Source organism: Cytobacillus kochii (assembly GCF_020171845.1).
Taxonomy (GTDB): domain Bacteria; phylum Bacillota; class Bacilli; order Bacillales; family Cytobacillaceae; genus Cytobacillus; species Cytobacillus kochii.
Map to the genome: position 1 here is coordinate 17,386 of NZ_JAIVAM010000014.1, position 22,082 is coordinate 39,467.

15 protein-coding genes and 1 other annotated feature are annotated in these 22,082 nt (G+C 39.9%); of the genes, 13 read left to right on the plus strand and 2 right to left on the minus strand.

Annotated features, from left to right (window positions below; translation table 11 throughout):
- Positions 1-46: 46 nt before the first annotated feature.
- From nusG to tuf, 13 genes are all read left to right on the plus strand, one after another.
- Positions 47-580 (plus strand): transcription termination/antitermination protein NusG, encoded by a 534-nt coding sequence (gene nusG, locus LCM23_RS21050; RefSeq protein WP_224938664.1) that lies wholly within the window; start codon positions 47-49, stop codon positions 578-580.
- Positions 581-853: 273 nt separating this feature from the next.
- Complete coding sequence (gene rplK / locus LCM23_RS21055; RefSeq protein WP_009336545.1) at positions 854-1,279, plus strand: 50S ribosomal protein L11; 426 nt, start codon at positions 854-856, stop codon at positions 1,277-1,279.
- Positions 1,280-1,471: 192 nt separating this feature from the next.
- Complete coding sequence (gene rplA, locus LCM23_RS21060; RefSeq protein ID WP_095371236.1) at positions 1,472-2,170, plus strand: 50S ribosomal protein L1; 699 nt, start codon at positions 1,472-1,474, stop codon at positions 2,168-2,170.
- A 73-nt stretch (positions 2,171-2,243) separates the two neighbouring features.
- Positions 2,244-2,391: a sequence feature (ribosomal protein L10 leader region), on the plus strand.
- Between the two features lie 59 nt (positions 2,392-2,450).
- Entirely contained in the window at positions 2,451-2,951 is a 501-nt protein-coding gene (gene rplJ / locus LCM23_RS21065; protein WP_224938665.1) for a 50S ribosomal protein L10, read from the plus strand.
- A 52-nt stretch (positions 2,952-3,003) separates the two neighbouring features.
- Entirely contained in the window at positions 3,004-3,369 is a 366-nt protein-coding gene (gene rplL, locus LCM23_RS21070) for a 50S ribosomal protein L7/L12 (RefSeq protein ID WP_191816898.1), read from the plus strand.
- 176 nt (positions 3,370-3,545) lie between these two features.
- Positions 3,546-4,148: a class I SAM-dependent methyltransferase gene (locus LCM23_RS21075; RefSeq protein ID WP_224938666.1), complete on the plus strand. Its 603-nt coding sequence runs from the start codon at positions 3,546-3,548 to the stop codon at positions 4,146-4,148.
- A gap of 420 nt (positions 4,149-4,568) precedes the next feature.
- On the plus strand, positions 4,569-8,132 hold the full coding sequence (gene rpoB / locus LCM23_RS21080) for a DNA-directed RNA polymerase subunit beta (protein WP_224938667.1): 3,564 nt from the start codon (positions 4,569-4,571) through the stop codon (positions 8,130-8,132).
- A 120-nt stretch (positions 8,133-8,252) separates the two neighbouring features.
- The gene (gene rpoC / locus LCM23_RS21085; RefSeq protein ID WP_224938668.1) at positions 8,253-11,849 is read left to right on the plus strand and encodes a DNA-directed RNA polymerase subunit beta'; all 3,597 of its coding nucleotides are present in this window, start codon (positions 8,253-8,255) and stop codon (positions 11,847-11,849) included.
- A 144-nt stretch (positions 11,850-11,993) separates the two neighbouring features.
- Positions 11,994-12,242, plus strand: a complete 249-nt coding sequence (locus LCM23_RS21090) for a 50S ribosomal protein L7ae-like protein (RefSeq protein ID WP_095371230.1) — start codon at positions 11,994-11,996, stop codon at positions 12,240-12,242.
- 104 nt (positions 12,243-12,346) lie between these two features.
- Positions 12,347-12,769, plus strand: coding sequence for a 30S ribosomal protein S12 (rpsL, locus tag LCM23_RS21095; RefSeq protein ID WP_095371229.1), 423 nt, complete (start codon positions 12,347-12,349; stop codon positions 12,767-12,769).
- 44 nt (positions 12,770-12,813) lie between these two features.
- Positions 12,814-13,284, plus strand: coding sequence for a 30S ribosomal protein S7 (rpsG, locus tag LCM23_RS21100; protein ID WP_224938669.1), 471 nt, complete (start codon positions 12,814-12,816; stop codon positions 13,282-13,284).
- A gap of 54 nt (positions 13,285-13,338) precedes the next feature.
- On the plus strand, positions 13,339-15,417 hold the full coding sequence (fusA, locus tag LCM23_RS21105) for an elongation factor G (protein ID WP_224938670.1): 2,079 nt from the start codon (positions 13,339-13,341) through the stop codon (positions 15,415-15,417).
- 121 nt (positions 15,418-15,538) lie between these two features.
- Positions 15,539-16,726 (plus strand): elongation factor Tu, encoded by a 1,188-nt coding sequence (tuf, locus tag LCM23_RS21110; protein WP_095371226.1) that lies wholly within the window; start codon positions 15,539-15,541, stop codon positions 16,724-16,726.
- Positions 16,727-16,819: 93 nt separating this feature from the next.
- On the opposite strand, the gene metH is transcribed toward tuf, so the two are convergent.
- Both metH and LCM23_RS21120 read right to left on the minus strand, forming a co-directional pair.
- Positions 16,820-20,242 (minus strand): methionine synthase, encoded by a 3,423-nt coding sequence (gene metH / locus LCM23_RS21115; protein ID WP_224938671.1) that lies wholly within the window; start codon positions 20,240-20,242, stop codon positions 16,820-16,822.
- Positions 20,220-22,079, minus strand: a complete 1,860-nt coding sequence (locus tag LCM23_RS21120; RefSeq protein ID WP_224938672.1) for a bifunctional homocysteine S-methyltransferase/methylenetetrahydrofolate reductase — start codon at positions 22,077-22,079, stop codon at positions 20,220-20,222. The genes metH and LCM23_RS21120 overlap by 23 nt, the downstream gene beginning before the upstream one ends.
- Positions 22,080-22,082 lie beyond the last annotated feature (3 nt).

A 22,082-nucleotide genomic window follows, 5' to 3' on the forward strand; every position in this document is an offset into this window, starting at 1 on the left:
ATAAAAATAGATTGCAGGGAGGGAAGGACGTTAAGTCCCCTTTGATATGGAAAAGAATTGGTATGTAGTACATACGTACTCAGGGTATGAGAATAAAGTAAAAGCAAACCTTGAAAAACGTGTGGAATCGATGGGCATGCAGGATAAAATTTTTAGAGTGGTTGTCCCAGAAGAAGAAGAAACAGATTTTAAGAATGGTAAGAAGAAAGTTGTAAAACGGAAGGTGTTCCCAGGTTATGTGTTGGTGGAGATTGTTATGACAGATGACTCTTGGTATGTAGTGCGTAACACACCTGGTGTAACGGGATTTGTTGGTTCAGCGGGTTCTGGCTCCAAACCGACTCCATTGTTGCCTGAAGAAGTGCAGGTCATTCTTAAACGTATGGGTGTTGAAGAAAAACGAATGGATGTAAACTTCGAAGTTGGGGAAACGGTTCAAGTAAACGAAGGTCCATTTGCTAACTTTACTGGTTCTATTGAAGAAATCGATAAAGATAAAGCGAAAATCAAGGTGCTTGTAAATATGTTTGGAAGAGATACTCCGGTTGAATTAGATTTTTCGCAAATCGAAAAAATTTAACGGTCTTTCTCCCTTATATTTAACTAGGGAAAGTTGATTTTTGTATGACTTCGCCGTATCTAGCCATTGTCTTTCGCTTATGAGCTCTCCTATATTTTTGAAAAGAACTTGAAATCGTCTTTGAAAAATGATAATATTTCATAGGTCAGTATGTCTCAGAAGACGAGACCGGACATTGGACATTATTCTTTATGTTAATATAAAGAATTAACAGTTGAGTGGGAGGGGGAAAACCCCTATTACCACATCACGGACTTTAAGGAGGTGTGTCTCGTGGCTAAAAAAGTAATCAAACTTGTTAAATTGCAAATTCCTGCAGGTAAAGCAAATCCAGCACCACCAGTTGGTCCTGCACTAGGTCAAGCCGGTGTTAATATCATGGGATTCTGTAAGGAATTTAATGCACGCACAGCTGAACAAGCTGGTCTAATTATTCCTGTTGAAATCACGGTATTTGAGGACCGTTCATTTACATTTATTACGAAAACTCCACCTGCTGCTGTATTGCTTAAGAAAGCGGCTGGTATTGAGTCTGGTTCTGGTGAACCAAACCGTAATAAAGTAGCAACAGTCAAGCGTGACAAGGTACGCGAGATTGCTGAAACAAAAATGCCTGATCTAAACGCTGCTAGTGTAGAAGCTGCTATGCGTATGGTTGAAGGTACTGCACGCAGCATGGGTATTGTCATCGAAGACTAATACTATTTGCTATGTATGTATGATGATTGTTTCTAAAAAGGTTGCGATGCTGAATTAGGTTCACTCGCAACCTTTATAATGTTCGGACCTTGAGAAATTCTCGAGGGACCGACGTTTTGAGATGAGAGGCAAACGTGCTTTTCGTCGGTGGGAGGTTATTCCGCTAAAACCACATTCAAGGAGGAAATTAAAATGGCTAAAAAAGGTAAGAAGTATGTAGAAGCTGCTAAACTTGTAGATAGCACAAAAGCTTACCCAGTTGCAGAAGCGATTGCTCTTGCAAAGAAAACAAACTTTGCTAAATTTGATGCAACAGTTGAAGTAGCTTTTCGTTTAGGTGTAGATCCTAAGAAAGCTGACCAACAAATTCGTGGAGCTGTCGTGCTTCCGAACGGTACTGGTAAAACTCAACGCGTGCTTGTATTTGCAAAAGGTGAAAAAGCGAAAGAAGCAGAAGCTGCGGGTGCAGACTATGTTGGAGATGCAGAATTCATCAACAAAATCAACCAAGGTTGGTTTGAGTTTGACGTAATCGTTGCTACTCCAGACATGATGGGTGAAGTTGGTAAACTTGGTCGTGTACTTGGACCAAAAGGTTTAATGCCAAACCCTAAAACAGGTACAGTTACATTTGATGTAGAAAAAGCTGTTAATGAAATCAAAGCAGGTAAAGTTGAATACCGTGTAGAAAAAGCTGGTAACATTCACGTGCCTATCGGAAAAGTATCATTTGAAGATGACAAGCTTGTTGAAAACTTCAACACAATCTTCGATACAATGATGAAAGCAAAACCTGCTGCAGCAAAAGGTACTTACATGAAAAACGTTTCTGTAACTACTACTATGGGACCTGGTGTGAAAATCGACCCTTCTACAGCGGCAACAAAATAATTAACCATTATTTGGTTTTTAAATAAAGTTGACATAGCAAAGTCCATTCTGTAGAATGAATCTTGTTATTATCATAACTTAATCATTTATACCGTAGACAGCAGGAGCCGATTGGGGCTTAATAACCTGCCGAGGTAATACGATAGATTTTAATTGCTTGAACGAGCTATTGTATACTTCCTCCATGTCTACCTTTGATATGGAGGTTTTTTAATGAGATGGTGAGTCTCACCTATCTGATTGAACGGTATGAATGCATAATTCAATAGGAGGTGTAAAGATGAGCAGCATTATCGAACAAAAGAAACAAATCGTAGAAGAAATTGCAGACAAATTCAAATCAGCTCAAACAGCAGTTGTTGTTGATTATCGCGGATTAACTGTTTCAGAAGTAACAGAACTTCGTAAACAACTACGTGAAGCGAATGTTGAATTCAAAGTTTACAAAAACTCTATGAGTCGTCGTGCAGCAGAAGCTGCTGAACTTGCAGGCTTAAACGAACATCTTACTGGTCCTAATGCAATTGCATTCAGTACAGAGGATGTTGTCGCACCAGCGAAAATTTTAAACGAGTTTGCTAAAAAGCATGAAGCTCTTGAAATTAAAGCAGGTGTAATTGAAGGTAATATCGCTTCACAAGAAGAAGTGAAAGCTCTTGCTGAACTTCCATCTCGCGAAGGTTTACTTTCTATGCTACTCAGCGTACTTCAAGCTCCAGTTCGCAACCTTGCTCTTGCAACAAAAGCTGTTGCAGATCAAAAAGAAGAACAAGGCGCTTAATTATCGGTTTTAACCAATATAATCTAACAAAAATTAAGGAGGAAATTATATCATGACTAAAGAACAAATCATTGAAGCAGTTAAAAATATGACTGTTTTAGAACTTAACGATCTAGTAAAAGCAATTGAAGAAGAATTCGGAGTAACTGCTGCAGCTCCTGTAGCTGTTGCTGGTGGCGCTGCTGGTGGAGACGCTGCTGCTGAGAAAACAGAATTCGACGTAATTCTTAATTCTGCTGGCGATCAAAAAATTAAAGTTATCAAAGTTGTTCGTGAAATCACAGGTCTTGGCCTTAAAGAAGCGAAAGAAGTTGTTGATAACACTCCTAAAGCTATTAAAGAAGGCGCTTCTAAAGAAGAAGCTGAAGAAATCAAAGCTAAACTTGAAGAAGTTGGAGCTGGCGTAGAAGTTAAGTAATATAGTTTGTTTAAAAGCCCGCTTGTATGAGCGGGCTTTTTTAATATCAGTTATGTGGACTGTTTAGGTAAGTGAATTTAAGGAGAACGTTACAGCAACTAACGAAACGTTTGCTTAATTTACCCTCTACCAAAAAATCCTCGCACATGCAGCTCTAATATCTGGAGGTGACCACTATGTCAGACCATTATTATTCTAAAACGCCTAATGTCGAAAGTAATCCACGTGTTTGGAGTTACAAACTAAAAGACAAAACATTTCAATTTAAAACCGATCATGGTGTATTTTCAAAAAATGAAGTTGACTTTGGATCAAGGTTATTAATAGAGACGTTTATCCCTCCTGAAATATCTGGTGATATATTAGATGTTGGTTGTGGGTACGGCCCAATTGGTTTATCAATGGCGACGATTATGCAAGATCGTCACGTCGTCATGCTCGACGTGAATGAAAGAGCGCTTGAACTAGCACAAACGAACGGCGAGCTAAATGGTATCAACAATATCACTGTAAAAGAAAGTGACAAGTTGACAGTTGTTAAAGACCAACAATTTGCAGCTATTTTAACGAATCCACCAATAAGAGCTGGGAAACAAACTGTTCATAGTATTTTTGAAGAGAGTTTTGAATGTTTATTGCCTGGTGGAGAATTATGGGTAGTCATTCAAAAGAAGCAAGGTGCACCATCTGCTATTGAAAAGCTCTCGGAATTATTTGCTGAAGTAGATACAGTTGTGAAGAAAAAAGGCTATTTTATATTAAGAGCAAAAAAAGATTGACTTGACATTTTCGCTATGTTAGTATTGTAAAATGCCAACATAATATACTACCAATAGGGATAAAAATTTATGCGTTATTGTATAAATTTATCCAGATGTGGGAAGTAATGAAAAGAATAGTCTAATGATGGAAATGTGGTTTTTGCTTGAAAAACCCTTTTTCTTTTTGTCTGATTGAGTTTATGTTTACGGAGGAATCTCGTGTTTTGGGGCTTCCGACGCTCTAGTTTTGGCAAAAATAGAGCGAAATGTGACTCGAGTTTAAGATATGTCAAGCTACCTGGATAATATTTCTCATGTAAAGAGTTTATCTCACTTGTGGGCTGGAATCCACAGGTAAAAAGATAGATTCTATTATTTACATGTGAGATTCACAGGTTGCTTTTCAAATAATAACGCTTGATTTGAGGGGTGAATCAGTTGACAGGTCAACTAGTTCAGTATGGACGACACCGCCAACGTAGAAGTTACGCACGAATCAGTGAAGTTTTAGAATTACCAAATCTAATCGAAATCCAAACCTCTTCTTATCAATGGTTTCTTGATGAGGGTTTAAGAGAGATGTTTCACGACATTTCTCCGATTGAAGACTTTACTGGTAATTTATCGCTTGAATTTATTGATTACAGCCTTGGCGATCCAAAATATTCGGTTGAGGAATCGAAGGAACGAGATGTTACATATTCTGCACCTTTGCGTGTGAAAGTGCGTCTTGTGAACAAAGAAACAGGCGAAGTCAAAGATCAGGATGTCTTTATGGGTGACTTCCCGCTTATGACAGAAACAGGAACATTTGTAATTAATGGCGCAGAACGTGTCATTGTTTCGCAATTGGTGCGTTCTCCGAGCGTATACTTTAGCGGAAAACTCGATAAAAACGGGAAAAAAGGCTTTACTGCCACTGTTATCCCGAACCGCGGCGCTTGGCTTGAGTATGAAACTGATGCCAAAGATGTCGTATACGTTAGAATAGATCGTACGAGGAAGCTACCCGTTACGGTTCTTTTGCGTGCACTAGGGTTCGGATCTGATCAAGAAATCATCGAATTAATTGGTGACAATGAATATATCCGTAATACGCTTGAAAAGGACAACACTGAAGGTACGGACAAAGCATTGCTCGAAATCTATGAGCGTCTTCGTCCTGGTGAACCACCGACTGTTGAGAATGCAAAAAGCTTACTTGTATCAAGATTCTTTGATCCAAAACGCTATGATTTAGCAAATGTTGGACGTTACAAGATTAATAAAAAGCTTCATATAAAAAATAGATTATTTGGCCAAAGATTAGCTGAGAATTTGGTTGATCCTGAAACAGGGGAAATCATTGCTGAAAAAGGTGTTGTACTTGATCGTAGAACACTTGATCGAATTCTTCCTTATCTTGAGAAGAATGTTGGCTTTAAGAAAGTGGACCTTGTCGGCGGCGTTATAGATCAAGAAGTCGATGTCCAATCGATTAAAATTTATGCACCGAATGAAGATGGCGAGAAAGTCATTAATGTAATCGGTAATGCGTATGTAGAAGAAGCTGTGAAGAATATTTCACCGGCTGATATTATTGCTTCTATTAGCTATTTCTTTGATTTATTGCATGGTGTCGGCGATACAGATGATATTGACCACCTTGGTAATAGAAGATTACGTTCTGTTGGTGAGCTATTGCAAAACCAATTCCGTATCGGTTTATCAAGAATGGAGCGTGTAGTTCGTGAGAGAATGTCCATTCAAGACACGAACACAATTACACCACAACAATTAATCAACATTCGTCCTGTTATTGCATCTATTAAAGAATTCTTTGGTAGCTCTCAATTGTCTCAGTTCATGGACCAAACAAATCCATTAGCTGAGTTAACACATAAGCGACGTCTATCAGCCTTAGGACCTGGTGGATTAACACGTGAGCGTGCAGGTTTTGAAGTGCGGGACGTTCACTATTCCCACTATGGTCGTATGTGTCCAATTGAAACGCCAGAGGGACCGAATATCGGATTAATTAACTCTTTATCATCCTTTGCGAAAGTGAATCGTTTCGGATTTATTGAAACACCTTATCGTCGTATTGATCACGAAACAGGTACAGTATCTTCAAGAATCGATTACTTAACAGCTGATGAGGAAGATAATTATGTTGTAGCCCAAGCGAATGCAAGACTAGGTGAAGATGGTTCATTTGTTGACGAGGAAGTTGTTGCTCGTTTTAGAGGGGAAAATACTGTTGTTAAACGTGACCGTGTTGATTACATGGATGTATCACCTAAGCAGGTTGTATCTGCAGCGACTGCATGTATCCCGTTCTTAGAGAATGATGACTCTAACCGTGCCTTAATGGGTGCCAACATGCAACGACAAGCTGTGCCTCTTATGCAGCCAGAAGCACCACGCGTTGGAACAGGAATGGAATATGTTTCTGGTAAAGATTCTGGTGCTGCAGTGATTTGTAAGCACGAAGGTATTGTTGAGCATGTTGAAGCGAAAGAAGTTTGGGTAAGACGTGTGAAAGAAGTAGATGGCCAAGAAGTAAAAGGCGATCTTGATAAATATAGAATGCTTAAGTTCATTCGTTCCAACCAAGGTACATGTTACAACCAAAGACCAATTGTTGCGGTTGGTAACCGTGTAACGAAAGGTGAAATCCTTGCTGACGGACCATCAATGGAACTTGGTGAACTTGCGCTTGGACGTAATGTTCTCGTTGCTTTCATGACATGGGACGGTTATAACTACGAGGATGCGATCATCATGAGTGAGCGCCTTGTAAAAGATGATGTATACACTTCGATTCATATTGAAGAGTATGAGTCAGAGTCTCGTGATACGAAGCTTGGACCTGAAGAAATTACTCGTGACATCCCGAATGTTGGGGAAGATGCCCTACGTAATTTAGATGAGCGCGGTATTATTCGCACAGGTGCTGAAGTGAAAGATGGGGACTTGTTAGTTGGTAAAGTAACGCCTAAAGGTGTAACAGAACTAACTGCAGAGGAAAGACTACTTCATGCTATCTTCGGTGAAAAAGCACGTGAAGTACGTGATACATCCTTGCGTGTACCACATGGTGGAGGCGGTATCGTACTAGATGTCAAAGTCTTCAATCGTGAAGATGGCGATGAACTACCTCCAGGTGTAAACCAACTTGTACGTGTTTATATTGTTCAGAAGCGTAAGATTTCTGAAGGGGACAAAATGGCCGGTCGACATGGTAATAAAGGGGTTATCTCTCGTATTTTACCGGAAGAAGATATGCCGTATTTACCAGATGGCACACCGGTTGATATCATGTTGAACCCATTAGGGGTACCTTCTCGTATGAACATTGGTCAGGTTCTTGAACTACACCTTGGAATGGCGGCAAGATCACTAGGTATTCATGTGGCTTCACCAGTATTTGATGGTGCAAACGAGGAAGATGTTTGGGAAACAATCGAAGAAGCTGGTATGGCTCGTGATGCGAAAACAGTTCTTTATGATGGACGTTCAGGAGAGCCATTTGATAACCGTGTATCTGTTGGTGTCATGTATATGATCAAACTAGCACACATGGTTGATGATAAACTTCACGCTCGTTCTACTGGACCTTACTCACTTGTTACGCAACAACCGCTTGGTGGTAAAGCACAATTCGGTGGACAGCGTTTTGGTGAGATGGAGGTTTGGGCACTTGAAGCCTATGGTGCTGCTTATACACTTCAAGAGATCTTAACAGTTAAATCGGATGATGTCGTTGGACGTGTGAAAACATATGAATCCATCGTTAAGGGTGAAAATGTACCGGAACCTGGTGTCCCTGAATCATTCAAAGTATTAATTAAAGAACTTCAAAGCTTAGGTATGGATGTAAAAATCCTTTCAGGCGATGAAAAAGAGATAGAAATGCGTGATACGGATGATGAAGAGGATATGCAACAGGCTGAATCCTTAACAATCGCTCCAGATACGCAAGAAACAGAAGAAGCAGAAACAGTAGCAACAAAAGAATAAATTTGAACAAGGAGGGCGATCACTGCCCTCCATTCGAGCTAAGTGGAATAGATGACTGGGACCCAAACTTATTGATAAGTTAATGGGAAAAACCTGTAGATCGAAAGGGAGGTAGGCCCCTTGCTAGATGTTAATAATTTCGAGTATATGAAAATAGGTCTCGCTTCACCAGATAAAATCCGCTCATGGTCTCATGGTGAAGTAAAGAAACCTGAAACAATCAATTATCGTACATTAAAACCTGAAAAAGATGGTTTGTTTTGTGAACGTATTTTCGGTCCAACAAAGGACTGGGAGTGTCATTGTGGTAAATACAAACGCGTTCGTTATAAAGGTGTTGTTTGTGATCGTTGTGGTGTTGAAGTTACACGTGCTAAAGTTCGTCGTGAAAGAATGGGGCACATTGAGCTAGCAGCGCCAGTATCACATATTTGGTACTTTAAAGGTATTCCAAGCCGTATGGGTCTTGTTCTTGATATGTCTCCTCGTGCTTTGGAAGAAGTAATTTATTTTGCATCTTATGTTGTAACCGAATCCGGAGATACAGCATTAGAGAAAAAACAATTACTCTCTGAAAAAGAATACCGTGCTTACCGTGAAAAATACGGTAATAAGTTCCAAGCGTCTATGGGTGCGGAGTCAATTAGAAAGTTACTTTCAGATATTGACCTTGATAAAGAAGTAGATACGTTAAAAGAAGAATTAAAAACTGCACAAGGGCAACGTCGTACACGTGCAATTAAACGATTAGAAGTGCTTGAAGCATTCCGTGGTTCAGGAAATGAACCGAGCTGGATGATTCTTGATGTGCTACCAGTTATTCCTCCAGAGCTTCGTCCAATGGTTCAACTAGACGGTGGTCGTTTTGCTACATCAGATTTGAATGATCTTTATCGTCGTGTAATTAACCGTAATAACCGTTTGAAGCGTTTATTAGACCTTGGTGCTCCAAGCATCATCGTTCAAAATGAAAAGCGTATGCTTCAAGAAGCTGTTGACGCTTTAATTGATAACGGTCGTCGTGGACGTCCTGTTACTGGTCCTGGTAATAGACCACTTAAATCACTATCTCATATGTTAAAAGGTAAACAAGGACGTTTCCGTCAAAACTTGCTCGGTAAGCGTGTTGACTACTCTGGCCGTTCTGTTATTGTCGTTGGTCCAAACTTGAAAATGTATCAATGTGGACTACCTAAAGAAATGGCATTGGAGTTATTTAAACCGTTTGTCATGAAAGAGTTAGTTGAAAAGGGCCTAGCACATAACATTAAATCAGCTAAACGTAAAATCGAAAAAGTTCACCCTGAAGTTTGGGATGTACTTGAGAGTGTCATTAAGGAGCATCCGGTATTATTAAACCGTGCCCCTACACTTCATAGATTAGGGATTCAAGCATTTGAACCTACGTTGGTTGAAGGACGTGCCATTCGTTTGCATCCACTTGTTTGTACAGCATATAATGCTGACTTTGATGGTGACCAAATGGCGGTTCACGTACCTTTATCAGCAGAAGCGCAAGCTGAAGCTAGATTGCTTATGTTGGCAGCACAAAACATCCTGAATCCTAAGGATGGTAAACCAGTTGTTACGCCTTCTCAAGATATGGTGTTAGGTAACTATTACTTAACCTTAGAAAGAGAAAATGCTGTTGGTGAAGGAATGGTCTTTAACGACACAAGCGAGGCGTTACTTGCTTACCAAAACGGATATGTTCACTTGCACACTAGAGTAGCTGTCCATGCTGGTTCGTTAAAAAATGAAACATTCACTGAAGAACAAAACAAACAACTATTAATGACAACAGTTGGTAAACTGGTATTCAATGAAATTTTACCGAAAACATTCCCGTATATTAACGAACCAACAAAAGAAAATCTTGAAATTGAAACACCGAAGAAATACTTTATTGATAAAGCTACTGATATTCCTGAAGCGATTCGTACAATGCCAATTGTCGATCCGTTTAAGAAGAAAATTCTTGGAAATATCATTGCTGAAGTATTTAAACGCTTCAAGATTACTGAAACATCAAAAATGCTAGACCGTATGAAGAATTTAGGTTTCAAATATTCAACTAAGGCTGGTATTACCGTTGGTGTGTCAGACATCGTTGTATTAGGTGAAAAAGAAGAAATTCTTCATGAAGCTCAGAATAAAGTTGATAATGTATTAAAACAATTTAGACGTGGTCTTATCACTGAAGAGGAACGTTATGACAGAGTTATCTCTATCTGGAGTGCAGCGAAAGATAATATCCAATCGAAACTAATGAAATCATTGGATAAATCCAACCCAATCTTCATGATGAGTGATTCAGGTGCCCGTGGTAACGCATCTAACTTTACACAGTTAGCTGGTATGCGTGGTCTTATGGCCAACCCGGCTGGTCGTATTATTGAATTACCGATTAAATCAAGTTTCCGTGAAGGATTAACTGTATTAGAGTACTTTATCTCTACTCACGGTGCGCGTAAAGGTCTTGCTGATACAGCCCTTAAAACAGCTGACTCTGGTTACCTTACTCGCCGTCTTGTTGATGTTGCACAGGACGTAATTGTACGTGAAGATGATTGTGGTACAGATCGTGGCTTATTGATTTCTTCCTTGAAGGAAGGAACAGAAGTGATTGAAAGCCTAGAGGAACGTTTAATCGGTCGTCATGTAAGAAAAGCGATTAGACATCCGGAAACAAATGAAATCATTGCACGTGAAAATGAATTGATTACTGAAGATTTATCTGCAGAAATCATCGCTGCAGGCGTTGAAGAAGCATGGATTCGCTCTGCGTTCACATGTAATACTCGCCACGGTGTATGTAAAAAATGTTACGGACGTAACTTGGCTACTGGTCAAGAAGTTGAAGTCGGTGAAGCAGTTGGTATTATTGCCGCACAATCAATTGGTGAACCAGGTACACAGTTAACGATGCGTACATTCCATACAGGTGGGGTTGCAGGAGACGATATTACACAAGGTCTTCCACGTATCCAAGAGATTTTTGAAGCACGTAACCCTAAAGGTCAAGCGGTTATTTCAGAAATCAAAGGTATAGTGGTTGGCATTAATGAAGGTCGCGATCGTCAGCATGAAATCGTTATTCAAGGTGAAGTTGAATCACGCACTTATACTGCACCTTATACTGCGCGCTTAAAAGTAGCAATTAATGATGAAGTGGAACGCGGTCAAGAGCTAACAGAAGGTTCTATCGATCCGAAAGAGTTAATTAAAGTGAGAGATGTTACAGCAGTTCAAGAATACTTGCTACGTGAAGTACAAAAAGTTTATCGTATGCAAGGGGTTGAAATCGGTGATAAACACGTCGAAGTAATGGTACGTCAAATGCTTCGTAAAGTACGTGTTATCGATGCAGCTGAGACAGATGTACTTCCAGGTACATTGCTTGATATCCATCAATTTACTGATGCGAATAGAAAAGCACTTATGGAAGGTAAAATGCCAGCTACTGGACGTCCGGTATTACTTGGTATTACCAAAGCATCTCTTGAAACTGATTCCTTCTTATCCGCTGCCTCATTCCAAGAAACAACTAGAGTTCTTACAGATGCAGCGATTAAAGGAAAACGTGATGAGTTACTCGGCTTGAAAGAAAATGTTATCATTGGTAAACTTGTTCCAGCTGGTACAGGTATGCAACGTTATCGTCAAGCAGAGCCTTATACAAAAGAGACAGTTGAAGAAACAATCACGGTAGAATAATGATAGAAGTAAGGGTGTCGTTCTTTTTAAGAATGGCACCGACCTTCTATATTAAAAAAATATGAATGATTGTTGACATCATTTTCAAATGGTGGTAATATAGCAAAGGTGCTCCTATTACTGGATACTTTGGAGGATGAATTTATGTCTTATGAAAAAGTATTGCAGGCGAAAGAAATTATAGTAGGAACTAAACAAACAGTGAAAGCTCTTAAATCTGGAATTGTATCTGAAGTAGTCATCGCTAGCGATACAAATTTTCAAGTCAAATCTATGATAGAAGAAGCTGCTAAAGATCATAACGTTCCAATCACATATGTTGATTCGATGAAAAAGCTTGGTAAAGCATGTGGGATAGATGTAGGTGCTGCAGCTGTTGCATTAACTATTTAAAAACTGTTTTTGTAGATAGAAATCTGCAAGGACTTTGTTTTTGCCTTTAAATGAACCACCTGGATGTGTGGGCTTACATGAAAAGATGAAGGGAGGAAAAATACATGCCTACTATTAATCAATTAGTACGCAAGCCTCGTAAAACAAAGGAAGAGAAATCAACTTCTCCTGCGTTGAACAAAGGTTATAACAGCTTCAAAAAAGTACAAACGAACATATCTTCACCACAAAAACGCGGTGTATGTACTCGTGTTGGTACAATGACTCCAAAAAAACCAAACTCAGCGTTGCGTAAATATGCACGTGTACGTTTAACTAACGGAATCGAAGTAAATGCTTATATTCCTGGTATTGGTCATAACCTACAAGAGCACAGTGTGGTACTTATCCGTGGCGGTCGTGTAAAAGACTTACCGGGTGTACGTTACCATATCGTTCGTGGTGCACTTGATACTGCTGGTGTTAACAACCGTATGCAAGGTCGTTCTAAATACGGTGCTAAACGTCCTAAAGCAGCTAAGAAATAATTCACAAATAAAAATAACCCTTTCTTGAAAGGAGGAAAAATTACATGCCACGTAAAGGTCCTGTAGCAAAAAGAGACGTATTGCCTGATCCGATTTACAACTCAAAGCTTGTTAGCCGTCTAATCAATAAAATGATGGTAGATGGTAAGAGAGGTAAATCTCAAGCAATTCTATATAATTCATTTGATATCATTAGTGAGCGTACTGGCAAAGAGCCAATGGAAGTATTCGATCAAGCGCTTAAAAACATCATGCCTGTACTTGAAGTAAGAGCACGCCGTGTAGGTGGAGCTAACTACCAAGTACCAGTTGAGGTGCGCCCTGATCGCCGTACAACTCTTGGTCTTCGTTGGTTAGTAAACTACGCTCGCCTTCGCGGTGAGAAAACAATGGAAGAGCGTCTTGCAAACGAAATTCTTGATGCAGCTAACAACACTGGTGCATCAGTGAAGAAACGTGAAGACACTCATAAAATGGCTGAAGCAAACAAAGCATTTGCTCACTATCGCTGGTAAGATTCATTTTTATATTATAAAAACAATTCCCATACTAGGAAGGAGAAAGACACAATGGCAAGAGAGTTCTCCTTAGATAATACGCGTAATATTGGTATCATGGCTCATATTGATGCTGGTAAAACAACAACAACTGAGCGTGTTCTTTATTACACTGGTCGTATCCACAAAATTGGTGAAACACATGAAGGTGCTTCACAAATGGACTGGATGGAGCAAGAGCAAGAACGTGGTATTACAATCACTTCTGCCGCTACTACAGCTCAATGGAAAGGCCACCGTGTTAATATCATTGACACGCCAGGACACGTAGACTTCACAGTTGAAGTTGAACGTTCATTGCGTGTACTTGATGGAGCAGTTGCTGTACTAGATGCTCAATCTGGTGTTGAACCACAGACTGAGACTGTATGGCGTCAAGCGACAACTTACGGCGTACCACGTGTGGTATTCGTAAACAAAATGGATAAAATCGGTGCAGACTTCTTGTACTCTTTAGGTACACTTCATGATCGTCTGCAAGCAAATGCAGCAGCTATCCAATTACCAATTGGTGCTGAAGACGAATTCAAAGGTATCATTGACCTTATCGAAATGAAAGCTACTTTCTACGGTAACGATCTTGGTACTGACATCGAAACACGTGAAATTCCTGAAGAATACATGGATCAAGCTCAAGAGTATCGTGAAAAATTAATCGAAGCTCTAGCAGAACTTGATGAAGAATTAATGGAGAAATATCTTGGTGGAGAAGAAATCTCTAATGAAGAGATTAAAGCTGCAATCCGTCAAGGTACAGTAAACGTTGAATTCTATCCAGTTATTTGTGGATCTGCATTCAAAAACAAAGGTGTTCAAAAAATGCTTGATGCAGTAATCGACTATCTTCCATCTCCATTGGATGTACATGCCATTAAAGGTATCAATCCAGAGACAGAAGAAGAAGTTACTCGTCCATCAAGTGATGAAGAGCCTTTCTCTGCATTAGCATTTAAAGTTATGACTGACCCTTATGTTGGTAAATTAACTTTCTTCCGCGTTTACTCTGGTACGTTAGATTCAGGTTCTTATGTTAAGAACTCTACGAAAGATAAACGTGAACGTGTAGGTCGTATCCTACAAATGCATGCAAACTCTCGTGAAGAGATCTCTACAGTTTATGCAGGGGATATTGCTGCTGCTGTTGGTTTGAAAGATACTTCTACTGGAGATACACTATGTGATGAAAAGAGTCTTGTAATTCTTGAATCTATGGAGTTCCCAGAGCCAGTTATCTCTCTTTCTATCGAACCGAAGTCTAAAGCAGACCAAGATAAGATGACTACAGCACTTCAAAAACTTCAAGAAGAAGATCCAACATTCCGTGCGCATACTGACCAAGAAACTGGTCAAGTAATCATCGCTGGTATGGGTGAGCTTCACCTTGATATCCTTGTAGACCGTATGAAACGTGAATTTAAAGTAGAAGCAAATGTTGGTGCACCACAAGTTGCTTATCGTGAAACTTTCCGTGCATCTGCAAACATCGAAGGTAAATTCGCGCGTCAATCCGGTGGTCGTGGTCAATTTGGTCACGTTTGGATTGAGTTCTCTCCAAATGAAGAAGGTGCAGGATTTGAATTCGTAAACGGCATCGTTGGTGGTGTTGTTCCACGTGAATATATCCCTGCAGTACAATCTGGTCTTGAAGATGCTATGGAGCGTGGTGTATTAGCCGGCTATCCAATGGTTGATATTAAAGCTAGATTATTTGATGGATCATACCATGATGTTGACTCATCTGAAATGGCGTTTAAAATTGCCGCTTCTATGGCACTGAAAAACGCTGCATCAAAATGTAACCCAGTTATCCTTGAACCGGTAATGAAAGTTGAAGTAGTTATTCCGGAAGAGTATATGGGAGACATTATGGGTGATGTTACTTCTCGTCGTGGACGTGTTGAAGGTATGGAAGCACGCGGTAACGCACAAGTAGTTCGTGCTATGGTTCCACTTTCTGAAATGTTTGGTTATGCTACTTCATTGCGTTCTAATACGCAAGGTCGCGGTACATTCTCAATGCACTTTGATCATTATGAAGAAGTTCCAAAATCAATTTCTGAAGAAATCATCAAAAAAAATAAAGGTGAATAATTGATTTTACCTTTTTAATCAAGTATAACTATCATTGTAAGTAACCTGACATTGGAAGGTAGCCACCGACCAATGTCAATCAAATACTTAATTTATTTAAATTTAAAGGAGGATTTTCCTAATGGCTAAAGAAAAATTTGACCGTTCAAAACCCCATGTTAACATCGGAACTATCGGACACGTTGACCATGGTAAAACTACATTAACAGCAGCAATCACAACTGTACTTGCGAAAGCAGGCGGCGGTGAAGCTCGTGGATATGACCAAATCGATGCTGCTCCAGAAGAAAGAGAGCGTGGTATCACAATCTCTACTGCACACGTTGAGTACGAAACTGAAAACCGTCACTATGCACACGTTGACTGCCCAGGTCACGCTGACTATGTTAAAAACATGATCACTGGTGCTGCACAAATGGACGGCGGTATCCTAGTAGTATCTGCTGCTGATGGCCCAATGCCACAAACTCGTGAGCACATCCTTCTTTCTCGTCAAGTAGGTGTACCTTACCTTGTTGTATTCATGAACAAATGTGACATGGTAGACGACGAAGAATTACTTGAATTAGTAGAAATGGAAGTTCGTGACCTTCTTTCTGAATATGAATTCCCTGGTGACGATATTCCTGTAATCAAAGGTTCTGCGCTTAAAGCTCTTGAAGGAGATGCTGCGTGGGAAGAAAAAATCATTGAATTAATGGCTGCAGTTGATGAGTATATCCCAACTCCAACTCGTGACACTGAAAAACCATTCATGATGCCAGTTGAGGATGTATTCTCAATCACTGGTCGTGGTACTGTTGCTACAGGTCGTGTTGAGCGTGGACAAGTTAAAGTCGGTGATACTATTGAAATCATCGGTCTTGCTGAAGAACCAAAATCAACTACTGTAACAGGTGTTGAAATGTTCCGTAAGCTTCTTGATTATGCTGAAGCAGGAGATAACATTGGTGCTCTTCTTCGTGGTGTTGCACGTGAAGATATCCAACGTGGTCAAGTATTAGCTAAACCAGCTTCAATTACTCCACACGTAAAATTCAAAGCTGAAGTTTACGTTTTATCTAAAGAAGAAGGTGGACGTCACACTCCATTCTTCACAAACTACCGTCCTCAGTTCTACTTCCGTACAACTGATGTAACTGGTATTTGTAACCTTCCTGAAGGTGTAGAAATGGTTATGCCTGGAGATAACATCGAAATGAACGTTGAACTTATCTCTCCAATCGCTATCGAAGAAGGTACTAAATTCTCTATCCGTGAGGGTGGACGTACTGTAGGCGCTGGCGTAGTTGCTACAATCGTTGAGTAATAAATTTTGATTTACGATATTTGAAGGGGACGCCTTTCATAGAAAAAGCAGTCGGGACGCCGGCTGCTTTTTCTTTATGCTTTTTTACATCAATCATGAAGAAGAGTGTACATTAAAGTATCTGGCTTCGGGATGTGAAAACACCATAGCCGTAACAGAAGCTTCAGGTTCCATCATATAACCTTCTGTTAATTCGATATCAATATCCTCTGGTTGTATAAGACGAAATAACTTTGCTTGATCTTCTAAATTTGGACAGGCTGGGTAACCGAACGAAAATCGTTGTCCTTGATATTTAGCCGCAAAACGCTCATCCATCGTCATTGTTGGGTGATCTGGGAATCCCCATTTATCCCTAATCTGTCTATGAATATACTCAGCCAGACCTTCAGCTGTTTCTAACGCAATTGCTTGCAATGCGTGACTTTCTAGAAATCTGCCTTCCTCTTTTAATTGTGTAGCTGCCTTTCGTATTCCCTTTCCAGCTGTTACAGCAAAAAAACATACATAGTCTGTTTGCTTTTCTCTTAGATAATCAGCAAGACAAAGGTTTTTTTCTTTTTCTTGTCTAGGGAATGCAAACTCTTCAATAGGAAGTTCGTCTTTATTCATTATTATGACATCATTTCCATTGGCCTTTGCTTTGAAGAATTGGTAAGTAGCCTTTGGTTGTATCCAGTTATTTTTAATTATTTTATGGATCAGTGAGTCTAATAGGTTATTCACCTTATCCAGTTTTTCATTAGTGAGCTCCCTTTTTTGATTTTTAACCCCAAGATGATATAGCAGCATTTTACGGTTAATATATGGTTCAATATGGTGAAAAGAGAGATTTGTAATTAAATGTCTCTTTAAATCTTGCGGTTGAAAAATAGGAGCTTCTTGAACGGTTTTCACGCCAACGGCTGGTTCGGAATATTTTTTTATCAATTGGGTTTCTTCTTTGTTAGTTTTTGCTGCTCTCGAGATTTGTGCTTGAAATAATTCACTATAGCGACTTGGTTCTCGGATTTCATTTGCTAAACTCAGACCGGTCATTGCATCTTTTGCATATAAGACGAGTCCTTGGTAGTTAGGGGCGATTTTATTATTCGTAAATTTGCGAGATAAGGCAGCTCCCCCCACCATAATGGGGGTTTGTATATGGGCATCCTGTAAGTCCTTTGCTGTTAATGCCATTTGTTGTGCTGACTTTACGAGTAAGCCAGAGAGTCCAATGATGTCGGGTTTTTGCTCTCTAATCGCTGCGATAAGATCAGCAGAAGAGACTTTAATTCCAAGATCAATGGTTTCAAACCCATTGTTAGAGAGAATAATATCCACAAGATTCTTGCCGATATCATGGACATCACCTTTGACGGTTGCGAGTAAAACTTTCCCCTTACTTGTAGATGTTTGTTTATCATTTTCCATATAAGGTTCTAAAAAGGCGACTGATGCTTTCATTACTTCTGCACTTTGTAAGACTTCTGCAACAATTAATTGATTATCATTAAACAATCTACCTACTTCTGCCATACCATTCATTAATGGTCCGTTGATAATATCTAATGGATTTGGGTATTTCGCTAATGCTCTTTCTAAATCTGGGAGAAGGCCTTCTTTTGTTCCTTCTATTATATAGCTTGATAAACGTTCTTCTAATGATAGCAAATGGGTTTCTATCCTTTTTTCCTTCTTCTTATCACGATAAAAGTCAGTAAAATCAGCTAAAATGCTATCGCTGGTTTGAAAGAGAAGCTTCTCTGCTAATTCGACTTCATTTTTAGGGATGCTTGGGAAACGCTCTAGCTTTTCTGTATTGACGATTGCATAGTCTAGCCCGGCTTTCGTGCAATGAAAGAGGAAGACGGAATTTAAAATTTCTCTCCCCACACTCGGAAGACCAAAGGACACATTACTAATGCCTAAAATCGTTTTCGCCTCCGGTAGAGCTTCTTTAATAAGTTTAATACCAAGTACAGTTTCTTTAGCAGAACCAATATATTGTTCATCTCCAGTGCCGACAGGAAATACGAGGGGGTCGAAGATAATATCCTCTGGAGGTACTTGATACTGCTCAACGAGGATGTGATAGGCCCGTTTAGCTATAGCTAGCTTGTTTTCAGCTGTGATGGCCATGCCTTCCTCATCAATGGTACCGACAACAATGGCTGCTCCGTACTGATGGATAAGCTTTGCAGCAAAGGCGAATCGATCCTCACCATCTTCTAAGTTAATCGAATTGATTATAGCTTTGCCTTGAGAGTAGGTAAGAGCTTTGGCGATTACTTCATCATCAGTTGAATCAATGACTAGGGGAACTTTGATTTTTTTCGTTACTTCAGCTAAAAAATGGTCCATATCTTCTATTTCATTACGATCAGGATCAGCAAGACATATATCAATGACGCTTGCTCCTTTTTTAACTTGGGCTCTAGCAATTTCCGATGCTTCCTCATACTTTCCTTCATTAATCAACCGTTTGAATTTTTTTGAGCCAATGACATTTGTCCGCTCACCAACCATGATCGGTCTAATAGATTCATCATAGGTAAGGGGTTCAATACCTGATAGTTTATGCTGTCTCTTTTTAGTAATGGGACGGGGCGGTACATGGGCTAATGCTTGACTGATTGCTGTGATATGCGCTGGTGTGGTACCGCAACAACCACCGACGATATTCACCCAGCCCTGTGTGGCAAAATCCAAAAGCTTTGTAGATAGAGATTCTGCTGTTTCGTGATAACAGCCGTCTTCATCTGGTAAGCCTGCATTAGGATAACAGCTAACACCAGTTGAAGAGAGTTGTGCTAGAGAGCGAATATGCTCTTGCATAAATTCCGGTCCAGTTGCGCAGTTGAGCCCAACAGCTATTGGTTTCATGTGCTCTATTGAAATGTAAAATGCTTCGATGTTTTGCCCTGCCAAAGTGGTGCCCATCGGCTCTATTGTCCCTGATATCATAATAGGGAGTTCTTTCTTTGTATGATGAAAGGCTTCTTTAATCCCTAGGAAAGCAGCTTTTACATTAAGGAGATCTTGGCTTGTTTCTATTAATAATAAATCTACACCACCGTCAATGAGTCCTATGGCTTGTGTACGATAATCCAGGACTAATTGTTTAAAAGTTGTTCCACCGGTGACGCTTAATGTCTTAGTAGTTGGTCCCATAGATCCTGCTACATATCGCGGATGATTAGGCTTGTCGTATTTATGCGCTGCTTTTATAGCAATTTCAGCCGCTCTGCGGTTTAACAATTCACTTAAATGCCCAATATTATATTCTTCTAAAACGATACGTGTCGCTCCGAATGTATTTGTTTCAATTATATCTGCCCCTGCCGAAAGATAAGCTTCATGAATGGATTGGATCAATTCAGGTCGCGTAAGTGTGAGGTATTCATTACAACCTTCTAGATCCTCACCACCAAAGTCATCTGCTGTTAGGTGGGCTTCTTGTAGCATGGTGCCCATTGCCCCATCCATGATTAAAATCTTTTCTTTCATTTGTTTAGTGATGGCTACTTTTGACATAATGATGCTCCTTCTTCTGTTGATCTTTTCTTCTAATATGATTGGTCAGTTCGGTTGTGAGTTGATATCTAAGGAAAGGGGTAACAAGGTAGATGCCTTGAAAGAGTTCTAAGGCTGCATCGATCAACTCTTTTGTAATTAATAAGCCTTCTTTCTCAGCAAGAATAGGGTTAACGGCTTTTGCCATTCTGTCGCGGGTCGTTTGAGTAATCTTGATGCCAGGCACTTCGTTATGAAGATACTCTGCATTTTTGCTGCTAATCAGTGGCATCATTCCGATGAAAATAGGTGCGGAAAGATGCTTTGTTGCCTCATGAATCTCTAATAGTTGTGTTATTGAAAACACTGGCTGTGACACGAAATAATCAGCGCCTGCTTTTATTTTCCTTTCAAGTCGGGCAACAGCTTTATCTAATGATTTGACATGAGGATTAAATGCTGCCCCGACAGAAAAGACGGCATTTTCACCAAGTTCAGAACCTGAAGGGGAAATTCCTTCATTAAATTGTTTAATCATTTCTATTAATTCAAAGGAAGATAAATCAAATACAGATGAAGCGCCTGGGAAATTGCCAACTCTTGCCGGATCCCCAGTTATGGCTAAAATATCATGCAACCCTAATGTATGAAGACCCATGAGATGTGATTGTAAGCCGATTAAGTTTCGATCTCTACAGGAGAGGTGGACAAGTGGTCGAACGTTTGTATCCTTGTGGATGATATGTGCTAGGGCTTCATTTGCGATTCGTGGTGTGGCAAGAGAGTTATCTGCGAGTGTAATTGCATCAACACCAGCATCTTTTAAGGCTCTGGCGCCTTCAAAAAATTTAGCAGTTGATAGCTTCTTAGGTGGGTCTAGTTCGACGATGATGGTGCGTTTTTCTTGTACAAGTGTCTCTAACGGCGTATTGGTGCGTTCGATTGTAATTCTCTCTATTTTAGGTTTCCTTTTATTTGTTACTTGTTTTTCAAGAATAGGTACAGCATGCCTAACTTCGTCTGCAAATGCTTTAATATGGCCCGGTGTCGTTCCGCAGCAACCACCAAGCAGTCGAATACCTTGCTTAAGGAAGGACTTCGCTGATTTTCTAAAATAGTCTTCGCCTTCCTTATATTGAATCGTACCATCGATATAGGCAGGTAGACTCGCGTTAGGATAGGCAGATAAAAACGCGTGCTGAGGTAATTCAACGGAGGAGAGTGTCTCTAACATATGATGTGGACCTAAACGGCAGTTTACCCCGACAACATCTGCCCTTTTAGCTTCTAATCTTTTTAAGGCGTCATTAATTAACGTCCCATTTTGTAAAATAGCGACTTCTTGTAAAGACACTTGTGCAATAATAGGTATATCCGTTTCTTTTCGGGCAATAGAGAGAACCGTTTCTAGTTCTTCTAAATCATAATATGTTTCAAGAAGGAGCCCATCTACGCCTTCTAACAATAAGCAGTATAGCTGTTCACGAAAGTTACGTTTAATTTCATCTAGAGGAATAGAGAGGGGATTTAATCCTCGTACACCTCCAATTGTGCCAAGCACATATGCCTGATGATGTTGAATACTAGATCGTGCCAGTTTTACAGCCGCACTATTAATCTCTTTGACTGAATCCTCTAGGCCATACCGTTTCAATTTTAAATAATTCGCAGCATAGGAATTTGTTTGAATTAAATCCGCACCTGCCCCGAGATAAGCTTGATGAATGTGCTGAATTTGTTCCGGTGCTGAGAGGTTCAATTCTTCAAAACATGTATCTGTACCATAAGAATAAAGAAGTGTTCCTATCGCACCGTCAGCAATTAATACATGGTTCTTCATTTTTTCAAGGAAGTTCAAAGG

What these genes read in the sequence shown, in the direction of transcription:
- rplL (WP_191816898.1), top strand. Translation starts at nt 3,004, where the DNA reads ATGACTAAAGAACAAATCATTGAAGCAGTTAAAAATATGACTGTTTTA.
- LCM23_RS21075 (WP_224938666.1), top strand. Translation starts at nt 3,546, where the DNA reads ATGTCAGACCATTATTATTCTAAAACGCCTAATGTCGAAAGTAATCCA.
- nusG (WP_224938664.1), top strand. Translation starts at nt 47, where the DNA reads ATGGAAAAGAATTGGTATGTAGTACATACGTACTCAGGGTATGAGAAT.
- rplJ (WP_224938665.1), top strand. Translation starts at nt 2,451, where the DNA reads ATGAGCAGCATTATCGAACAAAAGAAACAAATCGTAGAAGAAATTGCA.
- fusA (WP_224938670.1), top strand. Translation starts at nt 13,339, where the DNA reads ATGGCAAGAGAGTTCTCCTTAGATAATACGCGTAATATTGGTATCATG.
- tuf (WP_095371226.1), top strand. Translation starts at nt 15,539, where the DNA reads ATGGCTAAAGAAAAATTTGACCGTTCAAAACCCCATGTTAACATCGGA.
- LCM23_RS21090 (WP_095371230.1), top strand. Translation starts at nt 11,994, where the DNA reads ATGTCTTATGAAAAAGTATTGCAGGCGAAAGAAATTATAGTAGGAACT.
- rpsG (WP_224938669.1), top strand. Translation starts at nt 12,814, where the DNA reads ATGCCACGTAAAGGTCCTGTAGCAAAAAGAGACGTATTGCCTGATCCG.
- rplA (WP_095371236.1), top strand. Translation starts at nt 1,472, where the DNA reads ATGGCTAAAAAAGGTAAGAAGTATGTAGAAGCTGCTAAACTTGTAGAT.
- rpsL (WP_095371229.1), top strand. Translation starts at nt 12,347, where the DNA reads ATGCCTACTATTAATCAATTAGTACGCAAGCCTCGTAAAACAAAGGAA.
- metH (WP_224938671.1), bottom strand. Translation starts at nt 20,242, where the DNA reads ATGTCAAAAGTAGCCATCACTAAACAAATGAAAGAAAAGATTTTAATC.